The organism is Virgibacillus salarius (genome assembly GCF_039521925.1).
Taxonomy (GTDB): domain Bacteria; phylum Bacillota; class Bacilli; order Bacillales; family Amphibacillaceae; genus Virgibacillus; species Virgibacillus salarius.
The window spans coordinates 1-14474 of record NZ_BAAACY010000087.1; the positions used below are offsets into that span (position 1 = coordinate 1).

The 14474-nt window shown below is 35.1% G+C and carries 15 protein-coding genes, 2 pseudogenes and 1 other annotated feature; of the genes and pseudogenes, 14 read left to right on the forward strand and 3 right to left on the reverse strand.

Annotated elements, in window-relative coordinates; translation table 11 throughout:
- Nucleotides 1-262 (reverse strand): transposase (locus tag ABDZ84_RS11340; RefSeq protein ID WP_486389543.1); only part of this gene is annotated, 262 nt, incomplete at its 3' end.
- Between the two features lie 277 nt (nt 263-539).
- Nucleotides 540-1796, reverse strand: a complete 1257-nt coding sequence (locus ABDZ84_RS11345) for a helix-turn-helix domain-containing protein (protein ID WP_343781523.1) — start codon at nt 1794-1796, stop codon at nt 540-542.
- A 294-nt stretch (nt 1797-2090) separates the two neighbouring features.
- Here ABDZ84_RS11345 and ABDZ84_RS11350 point away from each other — a divergent pair, with 294 nt between their 5' ends.
- From ABDZ84_RS11350 to ABDZ84_RS11400, 11 genes and pseudogenes are all read left to right on the forward strand, one after another.
- Nucleotides 2091-2975, forward strand: a complete 885-nt coding sequence (locus ABDZ84_RS11350; RefSeq protein ID WP_343781537.1) for a helix-turn-helix transcriptional regulator — start codon at nt 2091-2093, stop codon at nt 2973-2975.
- Between the two features lie 86 nt (nt 2976-3061).
- Nucleotides 3062-3275: a binding site (T-box leader), on the forward strand.
- A 40-nt stretch (nt 3276-3315) separates the two neighbouring features.
- Nucleotides 3316-4005, forward strand: a complete 690-nt coding sequence (locus ABDZ84_RS11355) for an LD-carboxypeptidase (protein WP_343781525.1) — start codon at nt 3316-3318, stop codon at nt 4003-4005.
- Nucleotides 3990-4337 (forward strand): S66 peptidase family protein, encoded by a 348-nt coding sequence (locus tag ABDZ84_RS11360; RefSeq protein ID WP_343781527.1) that lies wholly within the window; start codon nt 3990-3992, stop codon nt 4335-4337. The genes ABDZ84_RS11355 and ABDZ84_RS11360 overlap by 16 nt, the downstream gene beginning before the upstream one ends.
- Nucleotides 4338-4393: 56 nt before the next feature.
- Nucleotides 4394-4591, forward strand: coding sequence for a hypothetical protein (locus ABDZ84_RS11365; protein WP_121604669.1), 198 nt, complete (start codon nt 4394-4396; stop codon nt 4589-4591).
- A gap of 264 nt (nt 4592-4855) precedes the next feature.
- Nucleotides 4856-5053: a helix-turn-helix transcriptional regulator gene (locus ABDZ84_RS11370; protein WP_026679735.1), complete on the forward strand. Its 198-nt coding sequence runs from the start codon at nt 4856-4858 to the stop codon at nt 5051-5053.
- Nucleotides 5053-5517: a DUF3278 domain-containing protein gene (locus ABDZ84_RS11375; protein WP_343781530.1), complete on the forward strand. Its 465-nt coding sequence runs from the start codon at nt 5053-5055 to the stop codon at nt 5515-5517. Before ABDZ84_RS11370 ends, ABDZ84_RS11375 begins: the two co-directional genes overlap by 1 nt.
- A gap of 475 nt (nt 5518-5992) precedes the next feature.
- Nucleotides 5993-6561, forward strand: a pseudogene (locus ABDZ84_RS11380) (AAA family ATPase).
- Between the two features lie 89 nt (nt 6562-6650).
- Nucleotides 6651-7136 carry a tetratricopeptide repeat protein gene (locus tag ABDZ84_RS11385; RefSeq protein WP_026679739.1) on the forward strand — a complete coding sequence of 162 codons (486 nt, stop codon included), beginning with the start codon at nt 6651-6653 and terminating at the stop codon, nt 7134-7136.
- A 29-nt stretch (nt 7137-7165) separates the two neighbouring features.
- Entirely contained in the window at nt 7166-7768 is a 603-nt protein-coding gene (locus ABDZ84_RS11390; protein ID WP_121604672.1) for a GNAT family N-acetyltransferase, read from the forward strand.
- Nucleotides 7769-7786: 18 nt separating this feature from the next.
- A pseudogene (locus tag ABDZ84_RS11395) lies at nt 7787-7951 on the forward strand (transposase); the annotation flags it as partial.
- 144 nt (nt 7952-8095) lie between these two features.
- Nucleotides 8096-8407 carry a hypothetical protein gene (locus ABDZ84_RS11400; RefSeq protein ID WP_026679741.1) on the forward strand — a complete coding sequence of 104 codons (312 nt, stop codon included), beginning with the start codon at nt 8096-8098 and terminating at the stop codon, nt 8405-8407.
- A gap of 361 nt (nt 8408-8768) precedes the next feature.
- On the opposite strand, the gene ABDZ84_RS11405 is transcribed toward ABDZ84_RS11400, so the two are convergent.
- On the reverse strand, nt 8769-9335 hold the full coding sequence (locus ABDZ84_RS11405; RefSeq protein WP_166530984.1) for a TetR/AcrR family transcriptional regulator: 567 nt from the start codon (nt 9333-9335) through the stop codon (nt 8769-8771).
- Between the two features lie 268 nt (nt 9336-9603).
- On the opposite strand from ABDZ84_RS11405, the gene ABDZ84_RS11410 reads away from it, so the two are divergent.
- The 3 genes from ABDZ84_RS11410 to ABDZ84_RS11420 all read left to right on the forward strand — a co-directional run bounded on the left by ABDZ84_RS11410 (nt 9604) and on the right by ABDZ84_RS11420 (nt 14316).
- Nucleotides 9604-11547, forward strand: a complete 1944-nt coding sequence (locus ABDZ84_RS11410; RefSeq protein ID WP_343781539.1) for an efflux RND transporter permease subunit — start codon at nt 9604-9606, stop codon at nt 11545-11547.
- A gap of 4 nt (nt 11548-11551) precedes the next feature.
- The gene (locus ABDZ84_RS11415) at nt 11552-13378 is read left to right on the forward strand and encodes a methyl-accepting chemotaxis protein (protein WP_343781535.1); all 1827 of its coding nucleotides are present in this window, start codon (nt 11552-11554) and stop codon (nt 13376-13378) included.
- A gap of 182 nt (nt 13379-13560) precedes the next feature.
- On the forward strand, nt 13561-14316 hold the full coding sequence (locus tag ABDZ84_RS11420) for a metallophosphoesterase family protein (protein ID WP_121604676.1): 756 nt from the start codon (nt 13561-13563) through the stop codon (nt 14314-14316).
- The last annotated feature ends 158 nt before the right edge of the window (nt 14317-14474 follow it).

Consider the following 14474-nt stretch of genomic DNA (forward strand, 5'->3'; position numbering starts at 1 on the left):
AGTCATATCGAAAAATAGGATCACGTTTTAAACGCCTAATCAGGTCTTTGATTGTTACAATTCGCTCCACACGAGCGATTAATGAGTAGATCATGGCACCGTAATTCAGTTCTCTTGGGGCACCAACTTTATTAGGTTTATCAAATAAATTCAAGATAGGATCCAAATTGATTGTTGAAAAAACAGCTTCAAAATGATGGGTAGGTTCCATCTCATATAATTCGTGTATGTCAAACAAGCTTTGTTGTCGTATAATAGACATAGGGGCATCTCACCTCTCTGTTTATGTTTGTGTGGTAACTAACATTATACAGGGTTTGGGGAGGTGCTCTAATTTTTATGTCTTTAAAGTCTTGAGCCCCAAGGGCTCTATATTATGAAATTAACTCATCTACTTAATATTAACTTTAATAGGTGTTGAGATGTTATCTGGATAGTCAGCTTCATTTTGCTGTGTTATATATACTAGATTATTTTTAGGAAGATATATAATACTTTGTGTAAATATTATAAATAACATTAGGGAAAATATATACTTATTAATTAAATTCATGATTAAACTCCTTCCCAATTTCTAAAGCTAATTTATAGTAGTAGACTGCTTTTTTATAAAATCCTTTACTCTCAAAAATAGTAGCAGCCATTTTTAAATAAAATTTGTAGTCATCACGATCTCCATTTTTATTAAAAAATGGGATCGCTTTTTTTAATAAAAATGTAAGATTGTCTTCACTATAGAATCCGTTTTCACTGTTGATAATCAATGTTTTAAACTTTATTATATATTCTTCATTTCTTGATTTAATTGCCATATCATAAGCCATTTTAATATCTTTAGTAATTTCCATACCTAAATGTTTATAGCGTATTAAGTATAGTAAATATATAGTGTTTATAGAACTATAGTTTTTTCCTTTAATATTTAAACATCTATTCAAATAACTCACCGCTGTATTCCAATTTTTCTCTTTATACTCTAGGTAACCAAGATTATGAAGTATCCTTGCTTCATTTTTTTTATCACCCTGATTAAGTACTTCTTTTAATGAAATATTAAGGTATTCTTTAGCTAAAGTCATTTCTTTTACAAGCATATAATTGATTCCAAGTAATATATGGCAATTCATTATTTTTATTAGATCTAATTGTTCAATATATATTGCTTTTGCTTTATTTAACATTTCTATAGATCTGCAATAACATTCCATTTTACTCGATGCAATTGCAAAGAAATAGTAGAAGTCACCATCAGGTTGATACTGTTCCACATTTTTTACAGCTAATTCGAATAGTTCCATGCTTGCCGGTATCTTATTTTGCTTTAATAGAAGAATTGCCTTGTTTTTATAATAATGATAAGAATGTTTAGTTATAATAATGCCTAAGTTGTTTTCTATTTCTATTAATAATTTATTTGCCTTATATAAGTCCTTTCTTAATATGGTTAAATCAAGCAACTGATTGAGTAAAAATATGTTTTTTTGATCTTGGTTAAGAGCAAAATACTGATCAATGATTTGTTTATAGGAAATAATGGCTGATTCGGAGTTCTTATTAGTAATAGCATTAAAGTAAGTAATTAATAATTCATCTATGTATGGGTCTTTGCTTTTTTCTAATTTTTCATAAGGTATCTTTAGTTTTTTGCAAAGTAGTAATAGAATTTCTTTACTTGCAGTAATGCTATTATTTTCAACCTTACTAAGGTATGGAATAGAACATATGCCTAGACATACTTCTTCTTGAGTTAGATTAAGTCGCTTACGTTTATTTTTTATATATAGTCCTATACTCATATTACTATCCCCTTCAAATTGATCAGGTATAATGGCTTATATACATATTCTATAATGGTAGCCTAAATTCCTTCTTAATTGGAATAAAAATTTTAATATTACGAAGCAAGATAGAACCTCTTGATAAATAGATGGGTGTTTTATAAGCTAAAGTCTTTCGATCCCCGAGTCTTTTTTTTATGGCAAGCTTTTTTACTATCGGTTTTAGGTAGGTTGGAAGTAGAAAAATCGCAAAATTAATCAAAACATACGGATTCCTTTTTGATATTTTAATAAAGAAAGGAGGAACATGCTATCAAATATGAGGATGTCATTAATCAAACGATTACCTATATTGAAGAACATTTGCATGAATTGTTAACAATGGAAGATATTGCGGATTGGGCAGGCTTTTCTAAATATCATTTTCATCGAATTTTTCAAACAACTGTTGGTATGACGATAACGGAATATATTCGAATGCGAAGATTAGCAAATGCATCAGTGGATCTGTTATACACAGACGAACGGATTCTAGATATCGCACTTTATTATCATTTTGAATCACAGGAGGCTTTTTCTAGGGTCTTTAAAAAGGCTTATCATTTGCCTCCTGGGAAGTATCGAAAATTAATGTCGGATGTACTGAAAAATAAGGAGGAATCTTATATGGATAATCAAGTGAAAGGTTGGTTTTTAAGTGGGTCGGACCCGTTTAATTATGAGATGGGAATGGATCGGGAGGTCGTACATTGTGGAAAATCATCAGGCTATTTAAAAGCTAAAACGGTGATTGATTCTTCAAACTTTGCTACGATGATGCAGCAATTCAAAGCAGATAAATTTATCGGAAAACGAATGAGACTATCTTGTTTTTTAAAAACAAAAGATATAGACACTTTTTCTGGTATGTGGATGAGAGTAGATAATGCTTTTGATGATGTTTTACAGTTTGATAATATGAGTAATCGCCCTATCAAAGGGACTACGCAATGGAACCGATATACGATTGTTTTGGATGTTCCTTCTGAAAGCTCGGTCATATCATTTGGAGTTATATTAACGGGTCAAGGCATTATATGGGCAGACCAATTTCGTTTTGAAGAAGTGGATAAAAATGTGGCAACAACTAATTTGGAAATACAAACAGAATTATTGGATGAGCCAGTAAACCTATCATTTGAGGAGGAAATTAGTTAAAGCGGATGTTTTTTCTAATCGAATTCTTGGGTTCTAAACTTGACAAAAATGTGTATCAATTATAAACTATTGGAAATTTCATAAAAGGAAACACGATGATAGGGAGTATTAAGGATTATTATTGTTAAGAGAGCTGCCGGTTGGTGTAAGGTAGTCAATATAACCCCAACTCGCCCTGGAGTGGTAAGGCTGATATGTAGGTCTTAACGGTTAACTCAGTAATTGGTTAATGAAGTGGATTTGTTTTGTAAATGAATCAAAAAGAGTGGTACCACGAAAGTAAAGCCTGTCGTCTCTTATGGGATGATGGGCTTTTTTATATGATAAGGAGGGAGTACAATTGAAAATACAATATCCAACTCCCCTACAAAAAGGGGATAAAATTGCTGTTACTGCTATTTCAAGTGGTGTAGAAAGACCGTTACATATTTTATTAGAGGAAGCAAAAAGTAATATGGAATCCCTTGGGTATCAAGTGGAATTGGCAGAAACCGTATGGACTGAAGAAAAAGCAAGAAGTGCAACAAAAGAAAAAAGAGCAAAAGAATTTATGGATCTCTATATGGACCCGACAGTTAAAGCAATTATTCCACCGTGGGGTGGACAATTTTCATTAGAAATTTTTCCATTGTTAGATTGGGAGAAAATCAAGAAGATGCCTCCAAAGTGGATACTAGGATATTCCGATATTAGTACAATGAACTTTGTGTATACAACAATTACTGGCAATGCATCAGCCCATGGAATAAATTTTGTGGAGATGTCTGCACCAACTTTAGATGAAACAAGTAGTGGTTGGGAGCGTGTATTAACAGCTAATCAGAAAGAAATTGTTACACAGCAATCATCTTCTAAATTTCAGTCTTCATGGGAGAAGGTGTTTAAAAACCCGGCAACTGGCTTCTATTTGGATAGCCAAACGGAATGGAAAAGTCTCAATACGAAGGAAACTTTCTCTGGAAGATTGTTAGGTGGTGTCATTAATACACTTCAAAAGGTACACCATTTGATCAAGTGGAAAATTACCTAGATACGTATACAGAAAATGAAGGGACGATTTGGTATCTTGAAAGTGTTGATATGAGTGCAGCTGAGATTTATCGTGCTTTGTGGCAAATGAAAGCGAATGGATGGTTTAAAAATACAAATGGTGTCCTAATCGGTAGATTAAGTGGATATACTCCTACAAAGGATTATCAACTAAAGGATGTATTGATCGATATTTTCTCTAAGGAGAATATCTCATTTATTTACGATGTAGATACAGGTCACTTACCTCCACAACTCACCTTAGTCAATGGTGCTTTGGCACAGGTATTCTATGAAAAAGGTGCTGGGAAAATAGATATACATTTTAAATAAAAATAAACTGGAAGCGATGACGGTAAGAGAAATGAAGGAAGGAGGAGGGAATGGGGATGAAGAGCTTATCGAGGTTCTGGCTACCTTGGGTGCTAGGTGTAATCGTAGCAGTAGTTGCAATAAGCTTGTGGAATAAAAAAGAGATAGATTGGGATCATATTATGACAATGAGTATCGCTGGATTAATTGGTATGTTGATTGCAACAGGAATAAAGATGGCTATAAAAATGGCTAATAGCAAATCTAGTGAATAGTTGTTTGCAGGCTATATTGGAATGCAAAAAGTTGTACACTATAGTTAGTAAAGAAAATGGTGCTTTTAAAGTAAAATGATTAAGATTTTGACTATCGCCAATGGTATAGCCTATTTATTAAGCTATATTGGTGATAATCATGCGGTCCTTTAAGAGGGATCGCTTTTTTATGTAACTAATCGGCTTAGGTTGACTTCTTTTAAATTACAATGTAATATATAAATTGCAAAAGTAATATATAATTTACATTGCGTAGGTGAATGTATGAAAAACAATGTGAAAATAGCAAGAATAAAATTATCGATGACGCAAGCACAATTAGCCAAAAAAGTAGGCGTAACAAGGCAGACAATAGGACTAATCGAGAAGGGAGTATATAATCCGAGTCTCCAACTTTGCATTGCCATAGCAAAAGAACTTCATAAAACGTTAGATGAATTATTCTGGGAGGTGGAAATGTAATGAAGTCATGGCTATCGTTTTTATTACCAAATGACGAATATAAAGAAAAAAAGATTCTTTACTTTTTATCAGAAGGATCCATTGTTCTACTGATAGCGTTATTTAGTATATTTATCAGTAGTCGGTACGTATTCAATTTTCAGCTCGATATAGAATTTGCTTTGTTTGCTTCTATATTCATTTTTTTAGGATATGTTCTATTAAGGTATATTATATCTGGTATGGAATATACAGATGTTGCTACAGAACATGCCTACAAGAAAGAGCTAACGCATATTTTTAGCAGGACATGTAGTTTTGGGATTATTTATATGTTGCTCTATTTCATTTTTGTCGGTATCCCAAGTAAGCAAAATGAATGGGGAGAGCTTTTGGGATTACTTTTAAGTATTTGCCTCATTTGGTTTATTATAAGTTTTATTTCCTTAAAGATCTCCTATAAAAAGAATAAAGAATTGTTATAATTCATTTTACAGACTAAAAAAGAGCGAGCAGCCTACCAGTACAAAAAAGCTTGTAGAAAACATAGGGGTTTATTTACAAGCTGGCGATTCTTCAACAGAGGAATCGTTATTTTTTTGTCTTTACCTTATTATTTGATAGCTGTTATTTTTGTAATCATTTCTCATAAGGTGAAACGTCATCCCCAATATGGGGAAGTGGGGGATCGACTGTCAGTAAATGTCCGATTAGTTCGAAGGCTTTTAGGTCATACCCTTGTGGTACGAACAATCTGTGTGGGATAAAACAAACCCCCACTGTTTGAGGTTTCACTTTAATGAGGGATGTCATTTTTCTCTTTTATATCCAGATTTTAAAATGGGTAACATGCTATTCTATGCCTTTCTATAATTCATTTATAAATGAGAAGAAGGAAATTAGTAATAATCTATCGAATTCTAAATTTTCAGCATAAAAATTTAGAAGAGGAATGTGCTATTGAAAAGATTAGTAATTATTACAGTTGGTAAAACACATAGCGGGAAAACTACATTTGCTAAAGCCCTTGAGCAACAGCTACATCATTCATTGGTGATCGACCAAGATAACCATGCTGAATTCATCAACACCTATTACAAACCCTTACTACCAAAACAAGGGCCCAATGCTATTAAATACACGATCACACAATCAATTGTTAGTTATGCTGTTCAACAAACTAATTTACATCTCATTCTTTGTAACTCAAATCGTTCTCGCAAGGATCGTTTAGAACTGCTTTCGTATTTTCAACGTAACGGTTTTACTAGCATTCTTGTTAATTTTGATATCCCTGATCCTATTCTGCAAGAGCGAGTGATTAAAAGTCAGCGCAGTACAGCTATATTTAGGTTTGTTTCCAATTTTGAAGAAGTGCTTACGCGACAACGCGACAACAAGCGGAAACGGATAAGGAGGATATAAAAGCACCATTGATAGACGAAGCAGATCATTTATTTGTAATCAAAAAAGAGACAGAAGTTCAGTCTGTTATTCAAAGAATAGTAACTTTGGAAGCAAACGTATAACCTATGTATTACCGACTTGGATTGTAGATAATTTAATCAATAATCGAGTTACGGAATCCAATCTAATAAAAACATCGGAGCTGAAAATGATGAAAAGAGAATTAGAAAAAGCGATTCACTTACGTAAAAATGGAAACCATAAAGAATCGAATGAATTGCTCATCAAACTGGTACAGCAATTTCCTGAAAATGCATCGATAAATTATCAATGTGCTTGGAGTTTTGACTTACTAGGAGTAGAAATACAAGCTGTACCTTATTATGAAAAAGCGATTCAATTAGGGTTATCATCAGAGGAGTTGGAAGACGCATTATTGGGGCTAGGGAGTACGTATAGAACATTAGGCGAATATGAAAAGTCAAAAGATACATTTCTAAAGGCTATCGAGTTATTTCCTGATAATCGAGCCATTCAAACGTTCTATTCAATGACGTTATATAATCTAAGTGAACATAGTAAAGCAATGGAGATATTACTAAACTGTCTAGTAGATACGACAACTGACGAAAAGATAGAACGCTACAAAAAAGCAATTAATTTCTATGCTAATCAATTAGATAACATTTGGAAGTAGATTAGAACATGTAGGTTTGGAGTGATTACATGGTAATTAGGACATACGAAGATAATGATGAGAAAGGCTGGTTGCGATGTCGAGTATTATCATTCCTGGATACTGCTTATTTTGATGATGTACGAAGAGAGAAGGAAAATTATGCTCATCCATCTGTTGAACTAGTTGCAGAAGAGGGTAACCAGATTATAGGTATCATGGATATTGAATGTGAGCAGAAACCAAATACAATCTGTTCTAATGAAAATATAATTAGCGGAATGATTTGGCATATTGCAGTTCATCCAGACTTTCAAAGAAAGGGAGTTGCTACAGCACTATTAGACAAAGCCATTAAATATCTTAGAGATATGGGGATTCGTCGAATCGAAGCATGGACACGGGATGATAGATGGGTGAACAGCTGGTATGAATCAAATCATTTTATAAAAAAGGATGCTTATTTTCATGTTTATATAGAGGGGAAAGAGGTAGAAAGCACGCTGAAATCAGAAGTATTACAATTAAGGCCAGTTTCCGCATGCGCCCACTATACAGGTAACAACGAAGAAATCTTGAATAGATTTAACAGAGTCCATGAATGTAGCATGTATGAGCTAATATTAAATCATGAGCAACGCAATAATCATTAATTTTTGGTTCTATAAAGGTCGAAATTCATCAATGCCTATAAAAGTGCCAGTTCAAGACTTATCAAGAGGGATTTTCCTCCTGTTCGTAAAAAGTTATGGAAAGAAATGTTTTGGTCAAGGAGTTTTTGTTTGTTGACGACTGGCGATTCGTCAGCTACCAAAAGTGGCGATTACCCGAGAAACCCCCACTTCAAGCAACCCGTAAGGGTGGTTAGTGGTGGGAGTAGTTCACGCTTGCGAGTCATTATTGTAGGTTGGTGGAAGTGATTTCACCTTATGGGCGTATAAGACTCGTTTAACAATGGTAAAGGTGAGGGAATATTTCAGATGAAACATAAAAAGGAGAAATCAAATGAGGGATATACTATATTTAAACCAATAGGAGTGAAGGTAGAATATCCTATTGTCGATTTAGAGAAAAAACAAGTAACTGGAACTGTATCATCTCATGACAAAATTTATTTAACCGTGCTTGTAGATTTAAAGGCAAATAGAGTCCATGTAAAGGGGAATGTGGAAGGATTAGAAAATAATACGATGGACAACAACGCTTATACAAGCATGATTAAAGCCGAAGCTAGATTTTTTGTTGAGAACCATATTTCTAATCCGAAAGAGTACTATAATCAGTTCAAATAATTGAAATTTCACTTTATCCCGCATATAACTTGCAGTAAGCTCCCACTTCAAGCAATAAAGTGAACCAATATGGATAAGAGGGGGGCAACTGCCAGTAAATGTCGAATTGGTTTTAGGACCTTTAGTTCATACCCTTGTGGCACGAACAATCAGTGGGGATAAACCAAACCCTTTAACTGATTGAAGTTTCACTTTATCGGGTTTCTTATTGTTAATGAATTTAAGCTTGAAAATATGCTATGACTAAAACGCACAAAAAGATGACCACGAATTTATGTCGTAATCATCTTTTGAAAGTCTTGGTTTATCTGTATTTGAAAACTGAACGAAAATGGATGTGTGTTTTTCCGTACGTTATAGATCAAGAGTTTTGATCTATTCCATTAATGGCAATGCTGTTAATAATTTGGGCAATTTGCTGAGGTGTTTTATCCATGTCGTTGGCAAGCCAATGTTTAATGACGTGAATACTTCCGCTTATAATAAATGTACTTATGTATTCAGATACAGCCGCATCATTTTCCTGACAATCCATCCACGTAGTAATGAGAAAGCTACGTGCTACTTCCATTACTCTTCGCTCAAAAGAAGTATCCCCATTTTCATTTAATAGGACGTTACAGATATCAGACTTTGAAACGATATACTCCAATAGTCTTTCTGTTGTTTGTAACGACTTCTCGATTTCACTAAAATTATGTTGACTTAAATAGGTGTTCATATCTGCAATGATTTCTTCTTCTATTTGTCTAAGTAAATCAAATTGATCTTTGTAGTGTGTGTAAAAGGTAGAACGGTTAATATCGGCTTGCTCACAAATTTCTTTAACGGTAATTGCTGCGATTTGCTTCGTGCTTAACAAACTAATTAAACTATCCTTCAATACCATGCGTGTATATTTCTTTCGTCGATCTAATTTCGGGTTCATACATTGTTCACACTTTCTTTACATTGATATCCAACATTTCAAAAAAATCTGTTGCTTTTTATACGTATGTTTATAAACTGTTTGTTGTTAATCCAACACGGTGTATATTATAATAATAAAAGATTTGAATTAACGATGCAAGAGAGGATGAACACTGATTGAATGGACAGCGCAGATACTAAGGCATAAAAAATCGGTTGTACTTACATTTGTGATATTGGCAGCTATTTGTGTTGTTGCCCAGTTTGCCGTATCAGTTAACTACAATATGGTAGATTATCTCCCGGAGGATGCACCGTCTACCGTTGCCATGGAAACGATGGATGCAGAATTTGATGGGGCGGTTGCAAATACCCGTGTGATGATGAAAAATGTTAGTATTCAAGAGGCTTTAGCAGTAAAAAAAGATCTAGAAGCCATTGATGGCGTCTCAGAAGTAACGTGGCTGGATGATGTAATCGATATAAAAACACCAGTAGAAATGGCAGACGAAGATACGGTGGAATCCTATTACAAGAACGGGAATGCACTGTTTTCTTTTCATATTGCTGAAGGAAAAGAAGTAGATACGACAGATGCAATCTACCAATTAATTGGTAAAGACAACGCGATGTCTGGTGAGGCACTTGATACAGCAACATCACAGAAAATGACTGGGAAAGAGACGATGTATGCTGCAGCATTGCTAATACCAATTATTATTTTAATTCTTATCCTATCCACAAGATCATGGGCTGAGCCGGTATTCTTTTTAACAGCAATTGGAGTTTCTGTACTTATTAACTTGGGTACCAATGTATTTATTTCTGAAATATCCTTTGTTACACAATCTGTTGCACCAATTTTGCAACTTGCCGTATCGCTCGATTATGCTATATTTCTGCTGCATAGTTTTTCTGATCACCGAAGGGAAGTAAATAGTCCAGAAAAAGCGATGCAACTAGCGATGAAGCAATCTTTCCCTGCAATTGCAGCAAGTGCTTCTACAACGTTCTTTGGATTTATTGCATTGACCTTTATGGATTTCGAAATCGGTGCAGATTTAGGTCTCAATTTAGTAAAAGGTATCTTACTTAGCTTCATTAGTGTAATGGTCTTTTTACCAGCACTAACCGTAATGTTTTATAAATGGATTGACAGAACACAGCATAAACAATTATTGCCGAGCATTCCTAATGTCGGGAAGTCGCTGATAAGACTACGTATTCCAGCGCTAATTATTGTCATGGTTTTGATTATCCCAGCTTTCTTAGGACAAAGTCAGACTAATTTCATGTATGGAGTTGGTGATCAGCCAGAATCGACCCGTGCGGGGAGTGATTCGATAAAAATTGAAGACAGTTTTGGCAAACATACACCAATGGTTCTATTAGTTCCGAAAGGAGATCTTGCCAAAGAGGAAAAGCTGGTAGATGATTTAAATGAATTACATGCTGTAAAAAGTACTGTATCCTATGTTGATTCAGTTAGTGCTGCTATACCACCTGAATATTTAGATGAATCGGTAACAGATCAGTTCTACTCAGAAAACTATAGCCGGATTATCTTAAATTCGACTATTGATGCTGAAGGTGAAGAAACATTTGATTTTATTGATGAAGTAAAAGCAACGGCAGCAGACTATTATGGTGATGATTATCATGTGCTAGGAGAAAGTGTAACTCTGTATGACATGAAGCATATCGTAGAAAAAGATAATACAGTCGTAAACGTACTGACGGTTATGATGATAGCAATTGTCTTACTGGTTACGTTCCGGTCGATTTCACTACCAGTAGTATTATTAGTAACGATTCAGTCGGCTGTATGGATTAATTTATCTATTCCATACTTTACAAATACACCTCTCGTATACGTAGGGTACTTGATTATTAGTACGGTACAGCTTGCGGCAACAGTTGATTACGCTATTTTATTAACGGAAGCATATAAAGAAAACCGCAAGCAAATGACCGCTAAGGATGCCATCCGAAAGACCATTAATGAAAAGATATTTTCCATTGGAGTTTCTGCTTCCATTCTTTCCAGTGTTGGATTCATTTTATGGCTTACGTCAACGAATCCGATCGTATCGTCCATTGGACTATTGCTGGGACGAGGTGCGTTATTAGCATTTGTAATGGTTGTCTTACTCCTTCCGGCATTGTTACTCGTTTTTGACCGAATAATTGAAAAAACCATATGGAAACCAAATTTTTATAAGGGGAAGTGATGAAGTGCGAACAAAAAAAGTAAGTCTTGTGATATGGAGCGCAATTCTTGTATTAGCTTCCTTTCCGCCAGTTACGCTCGCCACTGAAAAGTCAGATAAGGAAGATGCTACTACTCAAAACGATGGAGCGTTCTCTTCCAAGGATGAAGTCATATATGGAAATATGGATGCAAATGGAATGATGCAGGATTTGTATGTAGTGAATACATTTCGTGTAATAGAGCCAGGAAAAATGATAGATCATGGGGATTATACAGCTATCAGGAATTTAAGTAATTTGCACGAAATGGAAAAAAAACAGAATAATACCGTGCATTTTCAAGCAGATGAAGAAGAATTTTATTATCAGGGAAAAATGGAAAACCAGCCATTGCCATGGGATGTTTCTATCACCTATTTGCTGGATGGAAAAGAAATCGAACCAAATGATTTAGCTGGAAAAAGTGGATCTTTGGAAATCCAATTATCGACATCAAAAAATGAAGAGGTAGATCCTGTATTCTTTGAGAATTATATACTACAAATTGCCATTACACTTGATCCGGCAAAAGCGAATAACATCCAAGCTCCAGAGGGAACGGAAGCTAATGCTGGTAAAAATAAGCAAATTACCTTTTCGGTAATGCCTGAACAAGAAGAAGAGGTAATTGTATCAGCAGATGTCACCAATTTTGAAATGCAGCCAATTGAAATAAACGCAGCGCCTTATTCCATGTCTATTGAAAGTCCAGATATCGGTGGCATGACTGGGAAAATGCAGAATTTAGCTGGAGCGATTAGTGAAGTTAATTCAGGTGTTGGTGAGTTAAGTCTTGGAATTGATGAACTCAATCAAGGGGCAAAGGAAATAAGTAATGGTTCAAGTGAATATCGAAGCGGTATCAAAGAGCTAGATCAATCCTCTAGCTTATTAGTTAATGGGTCTTCTTCCATTCAGGATGCAATAAAAAAGATAAATAAATCTGTTCAAGCGAGTACTGGGAATTTAGATCTTAGTCAGCTTCAAGAATTACCAGCAGGGCTCCGTCAAGTTGCTGGAGGCTTGAAAAAAAACGCTCAAGGTATTGACACGTTAAAAGAAAACTATAGCAAAGCATATCATAAGTTGGATGAAGCAATCGCCAATGTTCCTTCCTATAATATTAGTGAAGCACAGATAAACAAGTTATATGAAAGTAATGCAAATAAGGAAGTAGTTAATCAATTAGTAGAGACATATAGAGCAGCAAATGCTGCAAAACAAACATATAATGCAGTTAAAGGCGCATTTGGTAGTGTGACAGATTCACTAAATCAATCTGCTAGCGGCACAAGGGAAATGGCAGCTAATTTAGAAGCGATGGCATCAGAATTAGAGAAGGCTCTTAAAAACATGGATGGAATGGATGCCATGGCTCAGCTTCAAGAAGGATTTTCTTCTCTATCTTCCGAATACCAATCTTTCCATAATGGGCTATTAAGCTATACAGATGGTGTAAGTAAGCTGGCATCTTCGTACGGAAAGCTAGATACTGGTATACAAGAACTGGAAAAAGGAACCGCTGCAACCAGTGATGGTGCAAATGAACTGCATAAAGGCACCAACGAGTTACAGGAGGCGACGAATGATTTACCAGGACAAATTAAACAAGAGACAGATGAGATGATGGAGGAATATGATAACTCCGATTTTGAGCCAAAGTCTTTTGTATCTGACCAAAATAAGAATGTCGAAGTTGTTCAATTTGTCTTGCAAACAGAAAGCATTAAAATTCCAGAACCTGAAACAACCGAGGCACCGGTAAAAGAGGAAAAGGGGATTTGGGAACGATTTTTAGATCTTTTTAGATAAAAGATAATAAGCCTCCTTACTTGGAAAAGTGGGGAGGCTATTGTATCTACTGCTCTGTTCTAACATTTATCTCTCCATTAATGAAATAGTTAAGAAAAAATATACATAAAAATGAAAATGACAGAGGGTTCTGCAATCTAACTGTAGAAATATATAAGAACACTAGATATAGGAGTGTTAAAATGAAAATTGCTGCTCTTTACGATATTCATGGGAATTTACCAGCACTCAATGCAGTGCTGAACGAGCTTAAAGAGGTACAACCTGATTTGATTTTCATTGGAGGAGATATTGTTTCTGGTCCTATGCCAGAAAAAACGTTAGAACGCTTGATTCAGTTGGGTGATAAGGCTCGCTACATTCGTGGGAATGGCGATCGAGAAGTGGTGATGGCCTTTGACGGTGAGTCGCTCGAACATATGTCTGAAAAAGGTAGTGAGAAGCAACAATGGGTCGCCAATCAACTAACTAGCTCCCAACGCGATTTTTTATCTAAAATGCCAACAAAGAAAACGCTTTATATTAAGGGGTTAGGTAATATTTTATTCTGTCATGCTACCCCAACTAGCGATGAAGAGATATTTACACCCCATACATCAAAGGAACGCCTCGAAGCCATTTTTAATGATGTGAACGAACCAATTGTAGTATGTGGACACACACATATACAATTTAAGGCAGAGGTTGGGGATCTATGTATTCTTAACGCGGGAAGTGTAGGAATGCCATTTGCAGATGAACGTGGTGCTTATTGGCTCTTACTCAGTTCTCAGGGATATGAATTTCGACGTACGCCATATGACGAGGAAGCAGCTGCCAAAGAGATAGGTGCTAGTAATGATCCGCAGGCTCAAGCGTTTGTTAACACATATGTTCAGAATGTAATGACAAAGAGTAAGGGAATGGAAATCTTAGAAAGCTTGGTAAAGAAACGCTGATTTTCATGCTTAGTTAAGTATGATCGTCAATGTGGTCGGCATTTCAGTAGATACAAACTGGATCTTATGGTACCTAGCTTTTTTTTAAAAAGTTAAGAAAGTATAAAATCAGTGCAATGACTGCGTTAAGCCAAGTAGTTATTTTGAAATGGTTGATG